Source organism: Streptomonospora litoralis (assembly GCF_004323735.1).
Taxonomy (GTDB): domain Bacteria; phylum Actinomycetota; class Actinomycetes; order Streptosporangiales; family Streptosporangiaceae; genus Streptomonospora; species Streptomonospora litoralis.
Map to the genome: position 1 here is coordinate 339,621 of NZ_CP036455.1, position 19,105 is coordinate 358,725.

Consider the following 19,105-nt stretch of genomic DNA (forward strand, 5'->3'; position numbering starts at 1 on the left):
CTCCCGCGGTATCCGCGACCGGAACCGCCTTCGGTGCAGGGGTGCCGGCCGAGGCGGCAAGGATAGGATGAATGCTCCGCTACGTCGGCTTTCGCAGCCGCCGGCGCAGTCCAACCGAACAAGGAGTGATGTCGCCCCCGAGCGCGGTACGGGGGTGCGGCGCGGTCACGCCTGAAGAGTAGTTGTGACCATTTTGCCGGTTTAGTGCCCATAACATCCCTGAGGACGATCACCGCACTTCGGGAGATAGATGTGCGTCTGCGCCTGACCCCGCGTGATGACAGCTACTTCGAGATGTTCGCCGACTCCGCGAACAACCTCGTCATCGCGGCGCGCCTGCTGGTGGAGCTCATCAGCGAAGGCGCCGATCGTGATGCCATCGCAGAGAAGATGCACGCCTGCGAGCACGCCGGCGACGAGCGGACCCACGCGATCATGCGGAGACTCAACGAGAGCTTCGTGACTCCCTTCGACCGCGAGGACATCTACCGCCTGGCGTCCTCGCTCGACGACGTCATGGACTCCATGGACGCGGCGGTCGACCTGGTCGGTCTCTACGGCCTCGACCGCCTCCCCAAGGGCATCATCGACCAGATCGAGGTGCTGGAACGGGCGGCGGAGCTCACCGCCGAGGCGATGCCGAGGCTGCGTTCCATGAAGGACCTCACCCGGTACTGGATCGAGATCAACCAACTGGAGAACCAGGCCGACCAGATCTACCGCCGCCTGCTCGCCCACCTGTTCAGCGGAGAGTACGACGCCCTCACCGTGCTCAAACTGAAGGACGTCATCGAGGAGCTGGAGACCGCCGCCGATGCATTCGAACACGTCGCCAACACGGTCGAGAGCATCGCGGTGAAGGAATCCTGACCCCCGCCGCTTTCATCGTTTGGCTCCGACGTGCCCCTCGAAACACTGTCACTGAGCGCCGTGCTGGTCGCCGCCCTGGTGTTCGGCTACACCAACGGCTTCCACGACGCCCCCAACTCGCTGGCGACGGCCATCTCCACCCGCGCGCTGGGGCCCCGCGCCGCCGTGATCATGGCGGCGAGTATGAACGTCATCGGCGCCCTCCTCGGCGAGGGCGTCGCCCGCACCATCAGCCGCGACATCATCAACCCGCCGGAGGGCCCCAGCGGGCTGGCCGTGCTGCTGGCGGCGCTGATCGGGGCCATCGCCTGGAACGTCGCCACCTGGTACAAGGGGATGCCCTCGTCCTCCTCCCATGCCCTGGTCGGCGGGATGGTCGGGGCGGCGCTGGCCTCGACCACCACCGTGCAGTGGCGCGGTGTGGCCGTCGACTTCGCGCTGCCGATGCTGGTGTCCCCGCTCATCGGGGGGCTGCTCGGCTTCTTCGCCATGGTGGCCATCCTGTGGCTGTTCCGCAGGACCAACGTGCGCCGGATGACCCGCGGGTTCAAGATCGCGCAGAGCGCCTCCGCGGCCGCCATGGCGCTGGGCCACGGCCTGCAGGACGCGCAGAAGACCATGGGCGTCATCGTGCTCGCGCTGATCGCCTCCGGCTACCAGAGCTCCTACGACGTCCCGATGTGGACCGTGTTCGCCGCGGCCGGCGCCATGGCGCTGGGCACGCTGACCGGCGGCTGGCGCATCATGCGGACCCTGGGCCGGCGGGTGATCCAACTGGACGCGCCGCGCGGATTCGCCGCTGAGAGCACGGTCGCCGCGGTGTCGTACGCGACCTCGTTCATCTGGGAGGTGCCCATCTCCAACACGCACATGATCACCTCGGCGATCGTGGGCGTGGGCGCCACCCGCCGCCTCTCGGCGGTGCGCTGGGGAGTGGCGGGCAACATCCTGGCCGTCTGGCTGGCCACCGTGCCGGGAGCGGCGGTGGTCTCCGCCGCGGCCTACGTGCTGGTCAGCACCGCGCTGCCGACCTGATCCGCGGCCCTCGCCGCCGCCGGCCGCCGCCGGCCGCAGGCGGACGCCGACTCCGACGCAGACGTGAAAGACGAAAGCGGGCGCCGGCGGAGTCTCCGCTCCGCCGGCGCCCGCTCGCCGCTTGTTCGGACCGCGATCAGCCGAACCGGCCGGTGATGTAGTTCTCCGTCTCCTTCTTGTCGGGCTTGGTGAAGATCTTGTTGGTCTCACCCATCTCGATGAGCCGCCCCGGCTCACCGGTGCCCGCGAGGTTGAAGAACGCCGTGCGATCGCTGACGCGCGCCGCCTGCTGCATGTTGTGCGTAACGATCACGATGGTGTAGTTCTCCTTGAGCTTGGCGATCAGGTCCTCGATCGCCAGCGTGGAGATGGGGTCCAGCGCCGAGCAGGGCTCGTCCATCAGCAGCACCGCCGGCTCCACCGCGGTGGCGCGGGCGATGCACAGGCGCTGCTGCTGACCGCCGGAGAGGCTCGCTCCCGGCTTGTTCAGCCGGTCCTTGACCTCTTCCCAGAGGTTGGCGTCGCGCAGCGACCGCTCGACGATCTCGTCGGCGCGGCGCTTGTTCATCCGCTGGTTGTTGAGCTTGGCCCCGGCGATGACGTTGTCGTAGATGGTCATCGTCGGGAACGGGTTGGCGCGCTGGAAGACCATGCCGATCTCCCGGCGCACGGCTACGGGGTCGACCGAGGGGTCGTAGACGTCGAGGTTGTCGAGCATGACCTTGCCCTTGACACGGGCGCCCGGCGTGACCTCGTGCATGCGGTTGAGGGTGCGCAGGAACGTCGACTTGCCGCAGCCGGACGAGCCGATGAAGGCGGTCACCGAGCGGGGCTCGACGGTCATTGTCACGTCCTCGACCGCCTTGAAGTCGCCGTAAAAGACGTTCAGGTCGGAGACGTCGATTCGCTTGGCCACTGGATGTCCTCAGGTGATTCAGGGTTGACGTGCTGGTCGAGTCGGTGGCGGCTCAGCCCCGGGCTTGGGGCGAGAGGAAGCGCGACACCAGGCGGGCCGTGAGGAACAGCAGCATCACGAGCAGGATCAGCGTCAGCGCAGCGGCCCACGCGCGCTCCTCGGCGTAGACCCCGGCCTCGCCGGAGAGGCCCATGTCGCGGACCGCCTTGTAGATGTAGACCGGCAGGCTCATCATGTCGCCTTCCAGCGGGTTGCCTTGGATCCGTGTGGACGCCATGCCCGCGGTGAGGATCAGCGGTGCCGTCTCACCGATAACGCGGGCCAGCGCGAGGATGATTCCCGTGGTGAGCCCGGCCACCGCGGTGGGCAGCACCACCTTCACGATGGTCAGCCACTTGGGGACGCCCAGCGCGTAGGACGCCTCGCGCAACTCGGTGGGCACCAGCCGCAGCATCTCCTCGCTGGAGCGCACCACCACCGGGATCATCAGCACCGACAGCGCGATCGCGCCCGCCAGGCCGTTGGTGTTGCCGGGGCCGAACAGCAGGATCCACAGGGCGACCACGAACAGGCCGGCCACGATGGAGGGAATGCCGGTCATCACGTCGACGAAGAAGGTGATGGCCTGCTTGAGGCGGCCCCTGCCGTACTCGACGACGTAGACGGCGGTCATCAGCCCGATCGGCACCGAGATGGCCGTGGCCAGCCCGGTCATGACCAGGGTGCCGACGATGGCGTGGTTGACGCCGCCGGCGTCCATGCTCGGGATGACGCCGTTCATGGACACGGTGAGGAAGTACCAGTTGAGGCGATCCATCCCGTTGATGACCACCGTCGTCAACAGCGAGATCAGCGGGATGATCGCGACGGCGAAGCAGCAGTAGACGATGCCGGTCACCAGCCGGTCGGCGGCTCGGCGGCGGTTCTCCACGGACGCGGAGATGCCGGTGATCGCGGCCAGGAACACCAGGGCGGAGACCACCACGACCGGCACCGGGTGGAAGCCGCCGAACAGCACGAAGACGCCGGAGACGACGATCCCGCAGGCCGCGAGCAGGGCGGGCGGGAAGTACCCCGGCAGTGTGCGGGTGTAGAGCCCCTCGGACTTCAGGCGGGGACCCTCGCCGGGGCTCCCGGTGGTGGTCTGCTGGGTCGTGGTGGTCATTCGGTGAACTCCTTGCGCCGCGAGACGACGAAGCGGGCAGCCATGTTCACGGCCAGGGTGATCGCGAAGAGGACGAGGCCCGCGGCGATCAGCGCGGACACGCCTTCGCCGTTGGCCTCCGGGTACTGCAGGGCGATGTGCGCGGCGATGGTCTGGTTGCCGCTCTGCAGCAGGAAGGGCTCGATGACCAGGGAAGGCGAGAGGATCATGGCGACGGCCATGGTCTCGCCCAGCGCCCGGCCCATCCCCAGCATGGCGCCGCCGATCACGCCGGGACGGCCGAAGGGCAGCACCGAGGTGCGGATCATCTCCCATCGGGTGGCGCCCAGCGCCAGCGCCGCCTCGCGGTGCGACTGGGGCACCTGGGCGAACACGTCGCGCGACATCGCGGTGATGATCGGCAGGATCATCACCGCCAGCACGATGCCCGCGCTGAGCATCGTCCGGCCGGTGGGCGAGACCGGCCCCGCGAACAGCGGGATCCAGCCCAGGTAGGTCTCCAGGAACCGGTAGAAGGGCTGCAGTTGGTCGACCAGGTAGACAAGGCCCCACAGGCCGTAGACCACGCTGGGGATGGCCGCCAGCAGGTCGACGATGTAGCCCAGCAGCGCGGCGAGGCGCCGCGGGGCGTAGTAGACGATGAACAGCGCGATCCCGATGGCGATCGGGGTTGCCAGCAGCAGCGCGATGACCGCGGCGAGCACGGTGCCGAAGGCCAGAGCGAGGACGCCGAATCTCACCCCGTTCCCGGGCTCGACCTCCGGGCTCCACTCGGTGGTGGTGAGGAAGTTGGCCTCGTTGGCCGAGAGCGAGCTGAAGGACTGCACGATCAGGAAGATGGCGACCCCCGCGAGGATCGCCAGGATCAGCAGGCCCGCCCCGCGAGCGGAGTTGGCGAAGACGACGTCGCCCAGGCGACGCCGGCCCTTGGGGACTTCGGCCGTCTCAGACGAGTCCGTGGTTGTCATGTATGGCTCCGGTCGAATTCGGTCGTTGATCGCCACCGGGCGAAGGGAGCGTGCCGTAGGCGCGTGCGCAGTCGGCCAGGGCCGACCGTGCGCGGCGCCGGGAGACATTCTGCTGGTTGCCGCGGGGTGATCGGACACGCGGGCCCGCCGACGGGGAATTCCGCGCTCGCACCCCTCGACATGCAGAAACCGCCGACGGCGGGGCGCGCGCTTTCCGCGCACCCCGCCTCGGCGGACAGCATCAGGGTTTCGTTGATCAGGAACCCGCGGAGATCTGCTCGATGGTGCCCGTGAGCTTGTCGCGCGTCGCCTGGCTGATCGGCGCGGAGCCGGCCTCGTCGGCCGCGGCCTGCTGGCCCTCCTCGCTGATCACGTAGTTGAGGAAGCTCTTGACCAGGTCGGCGTCCTGCTGGTCCTGGTACTGCATGCAGGCGATGTGGTAGGAGATCAGGACGATCGGGTAGACGCCCTCTTCTTCGGTGGTGTAGTTCAGGTCGACCGCGTGGTCGTTCTCGGTGTTGCTCTCACGCGGCTCGGAGGCGTCGACGATGGACGCGGCGGCCTCCGGGCTGTACTCGACGAACTGGCCCTCACCGGGGCCGACGGCCACGGTGCCCAGTTCGCCGACGTGCGAGGCGTCGACGTAGGTGATGGTGCCCTGGCCGGCCTCGACGGCCTGGACGACGCCGCTGGAGCCCTGGGCGGCCTCGACCGGCTCGATCGGCCAGTTGCCGCTGATCTCGTGCGGCCAGGCGTCGCCGGCGGCCTCGGAGAGGTAGGCGGAGAGGTTCTCGGTGGTGCCCGACTCGTCGGAGCGGTTGACCGGGACGATGTCCTGGTCGGGCAGGTCGGCGTCGGGGTTCAGTTCGGCGATCGCCTCGTCGCTCCAGTTGGTGATCTCCTGGTTGAAGACCTGGGCGATCACCTCGGGGGTCATGTTGAGGGAGTCGATGCCCTCCAGGTTGAAGGCCACCGCGATGGGGGCGATGTACGCGGGGAGGTTGGTCACCTCGGAGCCGTTGCAGCGCTCCGTGGCGTCGGCGGTCTCCTGCTCGTCGAGGGCGGCGTCGGAACCGGCGAAGGTCACGGCGCCGCTGATGAACTGCTCGCGGCCCGCGCCGGAGCCGACGGCGTCGTACTGCACGATCGACTCCTGGCAGGCACCCTCCCAGGACGCCTTCCAGGCCATCATGGCGTTCTCCTGCGAGCTGGCGCCGGCGCCTTCGAGCGTGCCGCCGCCGTCGACGCAGTTGACGTCGCCCGCCGCCTGCTGGTTTTCGGGGTCGACCGCCTGGTCGCTGCCGCAGGCGGTAAGTGCAAGAGCGCCGGCGAGGGCAATCCCCGCGAACTGGCTGTACTTGGAGAGCTTCACAGCCCCGATGTCCTTCCGTTGGACTTCGTCACCTTTGGGCGAGCCCGGTCGATGACCTCGCCAAATGTGAAGGTAGGCACGCGAAGTGACGAGAGCTCCCAAGCAGAGTGAACGAAGAATGAACGGGGGAGCGAGAATGTCGGAAGAAGAGTGGGAGCTTCGGTGGATGTGGGGTTAACCACCCCGAGGTCACGCCCATGTCACGCCGACACGCCGGAGATGACCAGGAATCATGACCGTTGATCCCTGGTCGTTCGCCTTATGTGTGCGAAATCCCAGCTCCCGGCGCTACGGGCGGAGAAGCCCGCTCAGTGTGCGGCGTACATCACATCAGCGTCCCACACCGAGAACCCCAATGACTCGTAAAGCCGGACGGCCGACCGGTTCTCCTCGTCGACGTAGAGCAGTGCCCACGGGAGGCCGCGCTCGTGCAGATGGCGCAACCCGACGAGCGTCAGCGCGCGCCCCAGGCCGGTGCGCCGCCATGCCGGCGAGACCCCGACCACGTAGACCTCGCCGACCGGCTCGTCGGCCAGTCCCGCCCCGTCGGCGTGCACCTTGGTCCAGTGGAAACCCGCGATCGACCCGTCGCCGGTGTCCTCGGCGACGAAGAAGCCCGCGGGGTCGAACCAGGACTCGTGCTCGCGCTCCTGCAGATCGTCAGCTGTCAGCCCGCCCTGTTCGGGGTGGTCGGCGAAAGCGGCGGCGTTGGCCGCGAGCCACGCCTTCTCGTCCTCGCCCGGCCGGAAGGTGCGGATCACCACTCGCTCGCCCAGCGCCTCGGGCAGCACAGGCTCCGGCAGCGCCTCGCCGCCGTCGGGCCGCCGCGCCTCGGCAGGACCGCCGCGTTCGCCCCCGCGCAGCCGCACGCGCATCTTCAACAGCCCCCGCACCTGCGTCCAGCCCGCCGAGCGGGCCAGTGCCACCGCACCCTCCGTGCGGCCGTGCGCCCAAACGCGCAGCCCCTCCTCCGCGGCGTCGTCGGCCAGCGAGCGCAGCAGCGCGGCGCCGTACCCGCGGCGGCGCCACGCCGGGGCGACGACCAGCTCGGCCGAGTCGGGTTCACCGGGGGTGCGCGCGGAGTAGGCGAAGCCGACCAGCCGTGTGGTGGAGCCGTCGGACACGCCCGTGGGGTCTCCCGACGGCACCGGCGCCAAGGCGAGGTGGAACCGCGCGGTACCCGGCCGCGCGCCGTGGCGGATCCGCAGCAGCGTCTGCTCCGACAGCGGTGCGACGCCGTCGTAGCCGCCGGCCGCCTCGGCCGTCGCGACCACCGCTGCGGCCTCGTCGGTGGTCAGGGTCTCGGTAGTGCGCACATGGGTCATGGGCCGAGCCTAGACTCCGTGCCCGTCCGACGGCCCGTTCCGGTGGCGCCGGGCGGCGCGGCCTGTCGATGCGCCGCGGGCCCGATCCGCGCCCGCCCGCGGTGCGGCTCGGTGCCCGCTAGTGCTTGCGGCGGCGGCCCTTGTAGGCGCTCGGGCCGATGCGGACCCGCCGCGACGGTGCGAGCGGTGTGGAGAAGAGCAGCAGCAACAGCAGGAAGAGCAGCAGGACGGCGGGCGTGACCATGGACGCGGGCGTCTGGTGGCGGGAGGCGACCTCGGTGGTGCGCGAGGATTCGGCCTCGCCGGGCTCGACGGACGGCAGGTCGGCCAGGGGGCCGCTCCCGCTCCCGTTTCCACCCCCGGAACCGGTGTCGGAGGGGGAGCCCAGTCCCGGCAGGTCGAGGGCGCCGGTCGGCAGGTCCGCCCTGTCGCCGCCACCGCGGCCGGCCCCGGGGGCGTCGTCCGTGGTCACGGGGCTGTGCGGCGGGGCGCCGTCATAGCCTCCGCCGGATCCGCCGCCGGATCCGTTGTCGCGGTCGCCTCCGTCTGGATCGTTGCCGCCGCCTCCGCCGCCGGAGACGTTGTCGGGGCCGCTGCCGCCTCCGCCGCCGGATCCGTTGTCGGTGTCGTTGTCCTGAGCGTTCTCGTCTTCTTCGTCGCTCTCCTGCTCTTTGTCAGGCGGCGGAGTCTTCGTAGGGGTGGGCGAAGACGAATCGGTGGGCGACGGTGAAAGTGATTCGGTCGGCGACGGCGACGGGCTCGGGGAGGCGGAACCAGAGGGCGACGGCGTCGGAGTCGGAGTGGGCGAAGTGCTGGGGTCCTCGGACGGATCCGGTGTAGGGGTGGGGTCCGGTGTGGGGGTCGGATCCGGTGTGGGGGTCGGATCCGGCGTCTCGGCGTCCACAGTCGCCACGAACGCGTCCTGGGAAGTCGACTGCGCAGCCCCCTCCGGAGCCGCCGCGGGGCACTCGGCGCCCTTCTCCACCTCGGCGTAGGTCACCGTCGCGGTGGCCTTGACGGTCCCCTTCTGCAGCGGCGTGCTGATCTCGGCGACGGCCCCCGGCCGCTGCGGCCACTCGACGGGGCCGATCTTGAAGTCGCCGTCGACCGTCAGGTCGAAAAGGCAGACGTTCGACGAGGAGTCGGCCCGGATGACGACCTCGGTGCGGGCGGTCCCGCCCGGCTCGACCATGTCCGTGGCGGGACTGAACGCGACGACGGGCGCCGCCGGGTCCGACGCGGCCGCCGCCGGTGCGGGCAGGCTCACGAGGCCGGAGCCGACGAAGAGCGTGCCGAGGGGGATAGCGGCGACCAGACGCATAGGCAGGGGGAAGCGGGTGGGCGGGAGCCGCTTTCCGCTGGACATGGACGTGGCCTCCTAGTTCAGGGTGCCGCAGGAGCGGGAAGGGCGACACGGTGACCACGGGGAGCACGGGAGCGGTCACCACACGCCGACTGATCCTGCATCCTAAACAATCGGACGCTCTGGTACGAGACCCGTCGGAGCGTCGTTCATGTCCGTCGAGGGCAGAGCCGCCGACCCGCCCCGGTCGGCGCGCCGACCGGGGCGGGTCGGCGGCGTCGGCTCCCGTCGACAGGATCTTCGCTCGAAGCCCGGCCGCGCCCGCTCACGTGGACGGGCCGGGCCCGTGACCCGTCCTCAGGGGCGGAATGGCGCCGGGCGCACGGACTCCGCCGGGGCGGCCTCCTCGGCGGGCGCCGCGGATTCCACGCCCGCCTTGGAGGCGGGATCGGGCACGAACCGGTAGCCGACGTTGCGCACCGTGCCGATCAGCGACTCGTACTCGCTGCCCAGCTTGGCGCGCAGCCGGCGGACGTGCACGTCGATGGTGCGGGTGCCGCCGAAGTAGTCGTAACCCCACACCTCCTGCAGCAGTTGCGCCCGCGTGAAGACCCGCCCGGGGTGCTGGGCGAGGAACTTCAGCAGCTCGAACTCCTTGAAGGTGAGGTCGAGGATGCGGCCCCGCAGCCGGGCGATGTAGGTGGCCTCGTCGATGACGAGGTCGCCGCGGCGGATCTCGTCGGGATCGTCGGAGCCGGCGTCGGCCTGGCCGACGGCCAGCCGCAGCCGCGCCTCGACCTCTGCGGGGCCCGCGGAGGTCAGCAGGAAGTCGTCGACCTGCCAGTCGGGTGTCAGGGCCGCTACGCCGCCCTCGGTGAGGACGGCGACCAGCGGGCAGTCCAGTCCGGTGGTGTCGAGCAGGCGGCAGAGGTTGCGGGCCGCCGCGAGGTCGCTGCGCGCATCGACGAGAATCGCGTCGACAGGCGTGTTCGACGAGCGGTCCGGTCCGGTGGTGAGAAGTGCACCGGCCTCGGCGGGCGAGACGCGGACCGAGTGCAGCAGCAGCCCGAGAGCGGGCAGAACGTGATCCGACGGTTCGTTGGAGTTCGTCAGTAGCAGCAGGTGGCTCATGCGTCTCTTCCCGTCGACCCGCGCGCGGCGGGTGGTCGAAGGCGCCATTGCCCCCGGCGGAGAAATAATGAAGTGTTTGCCTCCGAGACCAACAAGGATAATCAATCGATGGTGAACGGAACCATCAGGTACTGGGCGGCGGCCAAAGAGGCCGCCGGAAAATCCGAGGAGCCGGTGAGCGGCGCCACGCTGGCGGAGGTGCTGGAGTCGGTCCGGGCCGCCTACAGCGGCGACGAGCGGCTGCTGCGCGTGCTCGACCGCTCGTCGTTCGTCGTGGACGAATACCCGGTGGGCACGCGCGCGCACGCCGACGTGCTCCTCGACGAGGGATATGTCATCGAGGTGCTGCCGCCCTTCGCCGGCGGATGAGCGGATGAACGGCGGCGGCCGCGGCGGCGCGCCGCGCCGCGGTAACCGACCGGTCGGGCGCGGGTGGGAAGCGCCGCGGCCCGGGACGACACGAAGTGAGGGGGAGACCGACATGGGCGAGGGCACGGGCGGCTCCGGCGCCGCCGCGCAGCGCACGGTGACCATGCTGGGCAAGTCGGACTGCCATCTGTGCGAGCAGGCCCTGGAGGTCATCGAGCGCGTGTGCATCGAGGTCGGCGCGACCGTGGAGGTGCGCGATCTCGACGAGGCCACCGCCGGCGAACGCGACGACTATTGGGACAAGATCCCCGTTACGTTCGTCGACGGCGCTCAGCACGACTTCTGGCGGGTGGACGAGCGGCGGCTGCGCGCGGCGTTGACGCGTCCGGCGGGCGGCTGACCGGCTTCGGCCGCCCGACGGGTTGCCCGCGGGGGACGGGAACCTGCGGGGCGGACGCGTCCGGCCTCCGGCCCCGGTCACCGGCGCCCGGTCACGGCAAAGGCCCCGCAGGCCGTCCGAGTGCGGCTGCCCGCGGGAAGCCGGTCTCCGCTGGGCGGCGACGAAGCACCCCACTTTGTGCGCGTGTTCACAAGGGCGTAATCTGAAAACCGGCATCCAGTCCGGCCGGGGGGATAGGGGACCGAGCTCGCGGGGCGGCCCCTGTCCGCGCCGCCGGGCTGGTCCGTTTCGATCCGGCAGTGACGATCGCCGTCCAGGAGCGCACGCCCGTGACCCCCCCTGCACCACGGCCCCGGGACCGGGGAATCCCCGAGGCGACCGTCGCCCGCCTCCCGGTGTACCTGCGCGCCCTACAGGGGCTCGACGACCGCGGCATCCTCACGGTCTCCTCCGAGCACCTGGCCGAGACCACCGGCGTCAACTCCGCCAAGCTGCGCAAGGACCTCTCCCACCTGGGGTCCTACGGCACCCGCGGTGTCGGCTACGAGGTCGAGTACCTCATCTACCAGATCTCGCGTGAGCTTGGTCTCACCCAGGACTGGTCGGTGGCCATCGTCGGCGTCGGCAACCTGGGGCGCGCACTCGCCAACTACGGGGGCTTCGGCACCCGCGGCTTCCGCATCGCGGCCCTGCTCGACGCGGACGCATCGGTGCTGGGGGACACGGTCGCGGGCCTCTCGGTCGGGCATATCGACACCCTGGAGGACGTTGTCGCCAAGGAGAACGTCTCGATCGGGGTAATCGCCACACCCGCGGTGTCTGCGCAGGAGGTATGCGACCGCTTCGTCGAGGCGGGCGTCACCAGTGTGCTGAATTTCGCCCCGGTGGTACTGAATGTGCCTCCGGGCGTCGATGTGCGTAAGGTCGACTTGTCCATCGAGCTGCAGATCCTGGCCTTCCACGAGCAGCGCAAGGCCGACGGCTACGCCGGCCTCGACCCGTTCGGGAAAGGGCCGGCGTGAGCACGGCCGAGCCGGGGGCAGCAGGGCCACAGCAGGGGGCGCGCCCGCGCGTGCGGGAGGCGCCGCAGGTACGGAGCAGCGCAATGCAGCCCGCATTGGAGTACGCATGAGTGTCCTCGCCGTAGGAGTGAGCCATCGCAGCTCACCCGTGGCGCTGTTGGAAAGCGTCGCCTTGGAGGGGCAGGCGCGGTTGAAGGTCATGGCCGAGATGGCGTCGGCGCCCTCGGTCAACGAGGCGCTGATAGTCTCGACGTGCAACCGCACCGAGATCTACGCCGACGTCGACAAGTTCCACCCGGCCGTGGCGGCGGTGACCGAGCTCCTCTCCTGGCACACCGGCGTCTCCCTGAGCGAACTGTCCCAGCACGCGTACGTCCACTTCGAGGAACGCGCCGTCCAGCACCTCTTCTCCGTCACCTGCGGGCTGGACTCCATGGTCGTGGGCGAAGGCCAGATCCTCGGCCAGGTGCGCAACGCCATCAAGGACGCACAGGAGGCCGGCACGCTCGGCCGGGTGCTCAACGACCTCGGCCAGCGGGCGCTGCGCGTGGGCAAGCGGGCCCACACCGAGACCCACCTCGACCACGCCGGCGCGGACATGGTCGGCCTGGGATTGGACGTCGCCCTGCGGCGGCTGGGCGCCTCGGCCCCCGACATCGCGCCCGGCGCCGCCGCGGCCGACGCCGCCGGCTGCCCCATGGCGGCCTCCGGCGAAGCGGTCGCCGCCGCCCCGGGCGCCGACGAGGTCGCCGCCGCCCTGCCCGACCCGCAGCCGCTCACCGGCCTCCGCGTGCTCGTACTGGGCGCGGGATCGATGAGTGCCCTCGCCGCCAACACCGTCGCCCGCCAGGGCGCCGGCCAGGTGACCGTGGCCAACCGCACCCACGACCGCGCGGTGCGCTTGGCCGAGTGCCTCACCGAGGCCTACGAACCCATCCGCAGCCGGGCCGTGCCCTTCGACTCCGCCGCGCACGTGCTCGGCGAGGTCGACCTGGTGGTCTCCTGCACCGGCGCTCAAGAAGTCGTCCTCACCCGCGACGACGTCGCGCAGGCCGCCCGCTCGCAGGCGCGGCCGGTGGTGTTCCTCGACCTCGCGCTGCCCCACGACATCGATCCCGCCGTCCGCGGGGTCGCCGGCGTCGACCTCGTCGACATCGAGGACCTGCGCCAAGCCGTCGCCGACGGTGCCGACGACACCTCCGAGCGGTCCGGCGCCATCTCGCTGGTCCGCGGGATCGTCGACGAGGAGGTCGCCGAGTACCAGAGCGTCCGCCGCGCCGAACTCGTCGCACCCACCGTCGTCGCCCTGCGCAGCAAGGCCCGCACCGTCATGGAGTCGGAGCTGACCCGGCTGGAGGGGCGGCTGCCCGACCTCGACGACAAGACCCGCGGCGAGGTCACCCACGCCATGCGCCGTGTCGTCGACAAGCTGCTGCACCAGCCCACCGTGCGGGTGAAGGAGCTGGCCGCCGGGCCCGACGGCCACTCCTATGAGGCCGCCCTGCGCGAACTGTTCGACCTCGATCCCGGCGCGCCGGACGCCGTCAGCCGCATCGAGCCCGCTCCGGGCGAGGAGGGGTGACCGTGCCCGACCGTCCGGCCCGCCTCGGCACTCGCCGCAGCCCGATGGCCACCGCCCAGTCGCAGGCCGTGGCCGACGCCATCACCGCACGCACCGGCACCGCCGTCGAGCTGGAGCTGATCACCAGCTACGGCGACGTCACCCGCGCCCACCTCACCCAGCTGGGCGGTACCGGCGTGTTCGTGAACAGCCTGCGCGAGGAGCTGCTTTCAGGCGGGATCGACTTCGCGGTGCACTCCCTCAAGGACCTCCCCACCACGCCCGCGGACGGCCTGACCGTCGCCGCCGTGACCGAGCGCGACGACCCGCGCGACGCCCTGTGCGCCCGCGAAGGCCGCAAATTCTCCGACCTGCCCGCGGGCGGGACCGTCGGCACCGGGTCTCCGCGCCGCGCGGCGCAGCTGGCCGCGCTGCGCCCCGATCTGAACTTCGTGCCGATCCGCGGCAATGCCGGCACCCGGCTGGGCAAGGTCGCCCAGGGGGAGCTGGACGCCGTCGTACTGGCCTATGCCGGCCTGGCGCGGGTGGGCCGGATCGACGACGTCACCGACGTCTTCGAGCCCGAGCAGGTCCTGCCGGCGCCCGGCCAGGGCGCCCTGGCCGTAGAGTGCCGAACCTCGCGCGCCGCCGACGACCTCGCCTACCTCTCGGCTGTGGACCACACGGCCACTCGCGCGGCCGTGACCGCCGAGCGCGTGGTGCTCGCCGAGCTGGAGGCCGGCTGCGCCGCGCCGGTGGGCGCTTACGCCGAACTGCTGGACGGACGGCTGCGGCTGCGCGCCGCGGTGGTGTCGCACGACGGCCGCGAGGCGGTGCGCCGCGAACGTTCCGTGCCGCTGCCGCAGGACGGCGACCCGGCCGAGGCGGGCGCCTCCCTGGGACGCGAGCTCGCCCGCGAGATGATCGGCGAGGGTGCGGACCGGATCGTCGCCGCCGCCGCTGCGGAGAACACGGGGGACGCGGGGGAACAGCACAGGCACGATTGAGAGAAGGAAACCGCAGGGCACCACGCAGGCCGTGCCGCCGCAGTGCGGCGGACGGCACTGCCGGCGGTCCGCGGGGCACCGGCGCCGCGCCGGGCGCCCGGACGCTGTCCTGCGGTCTCGGCGCTTCGCACGGAGCGGCCGAGCGCGACACCGAGGAGCGATCGCACAGTGAATCCGCAGAGTGGTAACCAGGAGTCGTCGCCGAGCACGCCGGACGCATCCCAGCAGCGCGGACACGTCGCCTTGGTGGGGGCGGGTCCCGGCGACGCCGAGCTGCTGACTCTGCGGGGCGCCGCGGCGCTCGCCGAGGCCGACGTCGTCATCAACCTCCGCGAGCCCGGCCCCGAGCTGGCCAAGTACCGCGAGGCGCTGCTGCGGCACTGCGGCGAGGACACCGCCGTGATCGACCAGGCCGAGTGCGGCGGCGAGATCGACGCCGTCGCCGTGGGCCACGCCCGCGAGGGCAGGCGCGTCGTGCGCCTCTACAGCGGCGACCCGCTGCTGGGCTGCCGCGGCGCCGAACTGACGGCGGCCTGCCGAGAGGCCGGAGTCGAGTACGAGATCGTGCCCGGACTCTCGTCGGTGACCGCCGTGCCCGCCTTCGCCGGTGTCCCGCTGCTGCCCGAGGGCGTCAACGAGGCGCGCATCGTCGACGGCCGTGACCCTGATCTGGACTGGGAGCGGCTGGCCCACGGCGACGCCAGCCTCGTCGTGATGTTCCCCGACGCGCCCGACGGCGACGGCGCCAAGCACAGCGGCCCCGGTTTCGACCGCCTGTGCAAGACCCTGATCGCCGCCGGCAAACCGGCGAGCACCCCCGTCGCGGTCGTGCGCATGGGCTCGACCACCGAGCAGACCACGGTCGCGTCGACGCTGCAGCGGCTGAACGCGGACCTCAAGGCCGCCGACGCCAAGGGGCATAACGTCACCGCGCCCGCCCTGTTCCTCATGGGCAAGGGCGTCACCGGGGACAAGGAGCCGTCCTGGTTCGAGGGCCGCCCGCTGTTCGGCTGGCGGATTCTGGTGCCCCGCACCCGGGAGCAGGCCGCCGGGCTCTCCGACCAGCTGCGCGGCTACGGCGCCGTGCCCGAGCAGGTGCCGACGATCTCGGTGGAGCCGCCCCGCACACCCCAGCAGATGGAGCGCGCTGTGCGCGGGCTGGTCACCGGCCGCTACCAGTGGGTGGCCTTCACCTCCGTCAACGCCGTCAAGGCCATCCGCGAGCGCTTCGAGGAGTACGGCCTGGACGCCCGCGCCTTCGCCGGGGTGAAGGTCGCCGCGGTCGGCGAGCAGACCGCGGCCGCGCTGCGCGACTTCGGCATCCAGCCCGACCTCACACCGCCCGCCGAGAGCCAGTCGGGCTCCGGCCTGGTCGAGGTGTGGCCGCCCTACGACGCCGAGCTGGACCCCATCGAGCGGGTGCTGCTGCCGCGCGCCGACATCGCGACCGAGACCCTTTCGGCCGGGCTCACCGACCTCGGCTGGGAGGTCGACGACGTCACCGCTTACCGCACTGTGCGGGCGGCGCCGCCGCCCGCCCCGGTCCGCGAGGCGATCAAGGGCGGCGGCTTCGACGCGGTGCTGTTCACGTCCTCCTCCACCGTCCGCAACCTCGTGGGGATCGCGGGCAAGCCGCACAACACGACGGTGATCGCGGTGATCGGGCCCGAGACCGCCAAGACGGCCCAGGAGTTCGGGCTGCGTGTCGACGTCGTCGCGCCGAAAACCTCGGTTTCGGCCCTGGCGGAGGCGCTCGCGGAGTACGGTGCCACCCAGCGGGCCGAGGCGATCGCCGCCGGCAAGCCGGCACTCAAGCCCAGCCAGAAGCGGCGCGGGCGGCGCCGCAAGACCGTGTGACCAGGGAGCCTTGGATGAACGCCCACTTCCCCGCGGCGCGGCCCCGCCGGCTGCGCCGTACACCCGCATTGCGGCGGCTGGTCGCCGAGACCCGGGTGCGGCCCGAGGAGCTCATCCTGCCGCTGTTCGTCAAGGAGGGCATCGGCGAGCCCAACCCGGTCGCCTCCATGCCCGGTGTCGTGCAGCACACCCGCGACAGTGCCCGCAAGGCCGCCCAGGAGGCCGCCGAGGCCGGAGTGGGCGGCCTCATGCTGTTCGGCATCCCCGAGTTCAAGGACGAGCGCGGCTCCGGCGCGGACGACCCCGGCGGCGTGGTGCAGCGGTCGCTGCGCGACCTCTCCGCCGACCTCGCCGGCGACATCGTGATCATGGCCGACCTCTGCCTGGACGAGTACACCTCCCACGGCCACTGCGGACTGCTCACCCCCGCGGGCGAGGTCGACAACGACGCGACCCTGGAGCGCTACGCCGCCGTCGCCATCGCCCAGGCGGCCGCCGGGGTGGAGGTGGTGGGCCCCAGCGGCATGATGGACGGCCAGGTCGCCGCCATCCGCGCCGCGCTGGACGGCGCCGGCTACACCGACGTCGCCGTCCTCGCCTACGCCGCCAAGTACGCCTCCGCGTTTTACGGCCCCTTCCGGGAGGCAGCCGAGGGCGCGCCGCAGTTCGGCGACCGCAACGGCTATCAGCAGGACCCCGCCAACGCCGTGGAGGCGCTGCGCGAAGTGGAGCTGGACATCGCCGAGGGCGCCGACATGGTTATGGTCAAACCCGGGCTGGCCTACCTGGACATCGTCGCCAGAATCGCCGAGCGCGTATCGGTCCCGGTGTCGGCCTACCAGGTCAGCGGCGAATACGCGATGATCGAGGCCGCCGCCGAGAAGGGCTGGCTGGACCGCGAGAGGGTGATGTTGGAGACCTTGCTCTCCTACCGCCGCGCCGGAGCCGGACAGATCCTCACCTACTGGGCCACGGAGGCGGCGCGACTGCTCCGCTGAGCGGGGAACCCACCGTTTCCCCGGGATCGCGGTCGAGGCCGGGGATGCGGAACGCACCACGGCATCGACCGGCGAGACGGGGAACGGGGAGGCAACGTGGCTCAAGTTGTGCAGAGACGGAAGCGCCGCCGCTCGGTGGAGGGCATGCTGAGCGCCGCCCTGCGCTACGCGGCGCTCGGCTGGCCGGTGTGCCGCGGTGCGGCCCCCTCGGGAACCGGCGGGCGCGCCTGCGGATGCGATCGCGTGGGCTGCCCCGACCCCGGCGCCCATCCCGTCTCGGCCACCTGGGGGCTGGAGGCCACCACCGACTCGGAGAAGATCCGCGGATGGTGGAGCACCGACCCCGAGGCGAACGTCATCCTGCCCACCGGCCGGGTCTTCGACGTGTTCGACGTCCCGGCGGGCGCGGGGGTCATGGCGCTGGCGCGCATGGGCCGCGCCGGAGTGCACGCCGGCCCCGTCGCCGCGGTCGACGCGCAGCGCTACCTGTTCTTCGTCGCCACCCGCTCGCCCGTCGACGAAGACGAGTGGTGGTCCTGCCACCTCGACTGCATCCCCGAGCGCATCGAGGAGAGCCCCGGTCTGCGCTGGCACTGCCGCGACAGCTACGTCCTCGCCGCCCCCTCGGTGCTGCCGTCGGGCAACGCCGTCTCCTGGATCCGCGCGCCGCACACCTCGCCCGAGGAGACATCGCTGCCCGACCCCATCACAGTTCTGGACATCCTCTCCGACTCCTGCGAGGAGTTCCTGCCGTCCTGACGCCGACCCGGTGGACGCGCTCGTTCCTCCGCCCACGTCCGGAACTGTGACGCCTGCGGCGTGCGGCCTGCGGCCTGCGGTTGTCTCGCCGGTAGCGCGCCCGGCGGGCGGCGTTGGGCCGCCGCGGGCCGGTCGGCGCGGCTTGGCCCGTCTATCGTGAACTTATGGTCGCAGGAAGGCGTATTCCGCGGCCATAAGTTCGCGATCATCGCCGGATGGACCGGCATAGGGGACCTACCGGCGCCGGTGCGCCGGCTGGGTCTCGCCGTGTCCCCTGCCGGGCCGGCACCGGCCGGAGGCCGCGCGGCGGGGCGCGGTCGCGGGCGCTCGCACGCCCCGGGGGTGCGCGGGATCGGGGGTCGGGGGCGACGCCGCGTCGCTCATTGCGCCTGGGTGTCGCCTCCGAGAGCCGCACCCCCCGATGGGGTGGACTTTTGGGGGCCTATGCCCGTTTTGCGGGTGGCCTCGGCGGGCGCGGCGGCCACGAGACGTACGAAAAGTTGACTCCGGGGCTGTTTTCGCGCCATTCGGTGCGCCTCGTGCGCCGTCGCCGCCGCGGCGCGGCTGTGGGTCCACTGATAACTCGGGTATTTGTGGGCAAAACACCGCATGTTTTTTCGTATTGCGGAATGAGGGTGCGGGGGTGGCGTCTCGGGGCGGCGCCGAGGCGGGTACCGCCGCACGTACGTGCATCTCGTGGCCCCGGTCCGGCTGCATGGCGGCCGCCGACTGCCCCAGGCCCGGCCCCGCCGACGTCGGGCGCCTAACCGGCGAGCACCCGGCCCGGTGACCGCGGGCGCCACCCCGTGGTGCCCTCGCCGCCTCGTCGGCAGCCCAACCGGCGAGCACCCGAACCGACGTCCGCGGTCCCGGCCCCATTCCTGCCGTCGCCGCCCCCCGTCGGCCGCCGCCACCGGCGGGCACCGGTACCGGTGGGCGCGGGCCCAGCCCTTCGCCATCCTCGGCGCCGCTTTTTCTCCAGGTCACCCGCTTCCCGGCAGACTGACAAGGCCGCACAGCAGACCCGAGCCGCCCCGTCGGCCGCCG

The 19,105-nt window shown here is 71.5% G+C and carries 17 protein-coding genes; 10 read left to right on the forward strand and 7 right to left on the reverse strand.

The annotated features are described in order from the left end of the window. The first annotated feature begins 252 nt into the window (after window positions 1-252). Together EKD16_RS01565 and EKD16_RS01570 are read left to right on the forward strand one after the other, a co-directional pair. Window positions 253-870 carry a DUF47 domain-containing protein gene (locus tag EKD16_RS01565; RefSeq protein WP_131096735.1) on the forward strand — a complete coding sequence of 206 codons (618 nt, stop codon included), beginning with the start codon at window positions 253-255 and terminating at the stop codon, window positions 868-870. A gap of 30 nt (window positions 871-900) precedes the next feature. Continuing rightward, the gene (locus tag EKD16_RS01570; RefSeq protein WP_131096736.1) at window positions 901-1,905 is read left to right on the forward strand and encodes an inorganic phosphate transporter; all 1,005 of its coding nucleotides are present in this window, start codon (window positions 901-903) and stop codon (window positions 1,903-1,905) included. A 136-nt stretch (window positions 1,906-2,041) separates the two neighbouring features. Here the strand turns inward: EKD16_RS01570 and pstB are convergent, their stop codons facing one another. The 7 genes from pstB to EKD16_RS01605 all read right to left on the reverse strand — a co-directional run bounded on the left by pstB (window position 2,042) and on the right by EKD16_RS01605 (window position 10,085). Then, complete coding sequence (gene pstB, locus EKD16_RS01575) at window positions 2,042-2,821, reverse strand: phosphate ABC transporter ATP-binding protein PstB (RefSeq protein ID WP_131096737.1); 780 nt, start codon at window positions 2,819-2,821, stop codon at window positions 2,042-2,044. Window positions 2,822-2,873: 52 nt separating this feature from the next. Then, on the reverse strand, window positions 2,874-3,986 hold the full coding sequence (gene pstA / locus EKD16_RS01580; protein WP_131096738.1) for a phosphate ABC transporter permease PstA: 1,113 nt from the start codon (window positions 3,984-3,986) through the stop codon (window positions 2,874-2,876). Beyond that, window positions 3,983-4,954 (reverse strand): phosphate ABC transporter permease subunit PstC, encoded by a 972-nt coding sequence (pstC, locus tag EKD16_RS01585; protein WP_131096739.1) that lies wholly within the window; start codon window positions 4,952-4,954, stop codon window positions 3,983-3,985. Before pstC ends, pstA begins: the two co-directional genes overlap by 4 nt. Window positions 4,955-5,210: 256 nt before the next feature. Continuing rightward, entirely contained in the window at window positions 5,211-6,326 is a 1,116-nt protein-coding gene (gene pstS, locus EKD16_RS01590) for a phosphate ABC transporter substrate-binding protein PstS (RefSeq protein ID WP_131096740.1), read from the reverse strand. Between the two features lie 308 nt (window positions 6,327-6,634). Then, complete coding sequence (gene mshD, locus EKD16_RS01595; RefSeq protein WP_131096741.1) at window positions 6,635-7,651, reverse strand: mycothiol synthase; 1,017 nt, start codon at window positions 7,649-7,651, stop codon at window positions 6,635-6,637. A gap of 118 nt (window positions 7,652-7,769) precedes the next feature. Further along, window positions 7,770-9,017: a hypothetical protein gene (locus EKD16_RS01600; protein WP_131096742.1), complete on the reverse strand. Its 1,248-nt coding sequence runs from the start codon at window positions 9,015-9,017 to the stop codon at window positions 7,770-7,772. A gap of 294 nt (window positions 9,018-9,311) precedes the next feature. Then, window positions 9,312-10,085, reverse strand: coding sequence for a winged helix-turn-helix transcriptional regulator (locus EKD16_RS01605; RefSeq protein WP_131096743.1), 774 nt, complete (start codon window positions 10,083-10,085; stop codon window positions 9,312-9,314). A gap of 108 nt (window positions 10,086-10,193) precedes the next feature. On the opposite strand from EKD16_RS01605, the gene EKD16_RS01610 reads away from it, so the two are divergent. The 8 genes from EKD16_RS01610 (at window position 10,194) to EKD16_RS01645 (ending at window position 18,058) form a co-directional block, all read left to right on the forward strand. After that, a complete protein-coding gene (locus EKD16_RS01610; protein WP_131096744.1) occupies window positions 10,194-10,454 on the forward strand; it encodes a MoaD/ThiS family protein in 261 nt (86 codons plus the stop codon). 112 nt (window positions 10,455-10,566) lie between these two features. Next, the gene (locus tag EKD16_RS01615; protein WP_131096745.1) at window positions 10,567-10,854 is read left to right on the forward strand and encodes a glutaredoxin family protein; all 288 of its coding nucleotides are present in this window, start codon (window positions 10,567-10,569) and stop codon (window positions 10,852-10,854) included. 329 nt (window positions 10,855-11,183) lie between these two features. Continuing rightward, on the forward strand, window positions 11,184-11,876 hold the full coding sequence (locus tag EKD16_RS01620; RefSeq protein ID WP_131096746.1) for a redox-sensing transcriptional repressor Rex: 693 nt from the start codon (window positions 11,184-11,186) through the stop codon (window positions 11,874-11,876). A gap of 106 nt (window positions 11,877-11,982) precedes the next feature. Next, window positions 11,983-13,458 carry a glutamyl-tRNA reductase gene (locus EKD16_RS01625; RefSeq protein WP_131096747.1) on the forward strand — a complete coding sequence of 492 codons (1,476 nt, stop codon included), beginning with the start codon at window positions 11,983-11,985 and terminating at the stop codon, window positions 13,456-13,458. Window positions 13,459-13,460: 2 nt separating this feature from the next. Next, on the forward strand, window positions 13,461-14,444 hold the full coding sequence (gene hemC, locus EKD16_RS01630; protein WP_131096748.1) for a hydroxymethylbilane synthase: 984 nt from the start codon (window positions 13,461-13,463) through the stop codon (window positions 14,442-14,444). 168 nt (window positions 14,445-14,612) lie between these two features. Continuing rightward, entirely contained in the window at window positions 14,613-16,301 is a 1,689-nt protein-coding gene (locus tag EKD16_RS01635) for a bifunctional uroporphyrinogen-III C-methyltransferase/uroporphyrinogen-III synthase (RefSeq protein ID WP_131096749.1), read from the forward strand. 14 nt (window positions 16,302-16,315) lie between these two features. Then, on the forward strand, window positions 16,316-17,299 hold the full coding sequence (gene hemB / locus EKD16_RS01640) for a porphobilinogen synthase (protein ID WP_131096750.1): 984 nt from the start codon (window positions 16,316-16,318) through the stop codon (window positions 17,297-17,299). Between the two features lie 96 nt (window positions 17,300-17,395). Continuing rightward, a complete protein-coding gene (locus EKD16_RS01645; RefSeq protein ID WP_394347302.1) occupies window positions 17,396-18,058 on the forward strand; it encodes a bifunctional DNA primase/polymerase in 663 nt (220 codons plus the stop codon). The last annotated feature ends 1,047 nt before the right edge of the window (window positions 18,059-19,105 follow it).

Bases quoted from the DNA above. Each gene is read 5' to 3' on its own strand.
- hemB (WP_131096750.1), top strand. From the start codon at position 16,316: ATGAACGCCCACTTCCCCGCGGCGCGGCCCCGCCGGCTGCGCCGTACA.
- mshD (WP_131096741.1), bottom strand. From the start codon at position 7,651: ATGACCCATGTGCGCACTACCGAGACCCTGACCACCGACGAGGCCGCA.
- pstC (WP_131096739.1), bottom strand. From the start codon at position 4,954: ATGACAACCACGGACTCGTCTGAGACGGCCGAAGTCCCCAAGGGCCGG.
- pstA (WP_131096738.1), bottom strand. From the start codon at position 3,986: ATGACCACCACGACCCAGCAGACCACCACCGGGAGCCCCGGCGAGGGT.
- EKD16_RS01605 (WP_131096743.1), bottom strand. From the start codon at position 10,085: ATGAGCCACCTGCTGCTACTGACGAACTCCAACGAACCGTCGGATCAC.
- EKD16_RS01615 (WP_131096745.1), top strand. From the start codon at position 10,567: ATGGGCGAGGGCACGGGCGGCTCCGGCGCCGCCGCGCAGCGCACGGTG.
- EKD16_RS01610 (WP_131096744.1), top strand. From the start codon at position 10,194: ATGGTGAACGGAACCATCAGGTACTGGGCGGCGGCCAAAGAGGCCGCC.
- EKD16_RS01600 (WP_131096742.1), bottom strand. From the start codon at position 9,017: ATGTCCAGCGGAAAGCGGCTCCCGCCCACCCGCTTCCCCCTGCCTATG.
- EKD16_RS01625 (WP_131096747.1), top strand. From the start codon at position 11,983: ATGAGTGTCCTCGCCGTAGGAGTGAGCCATCGCAGCTCACCCGTGGCG.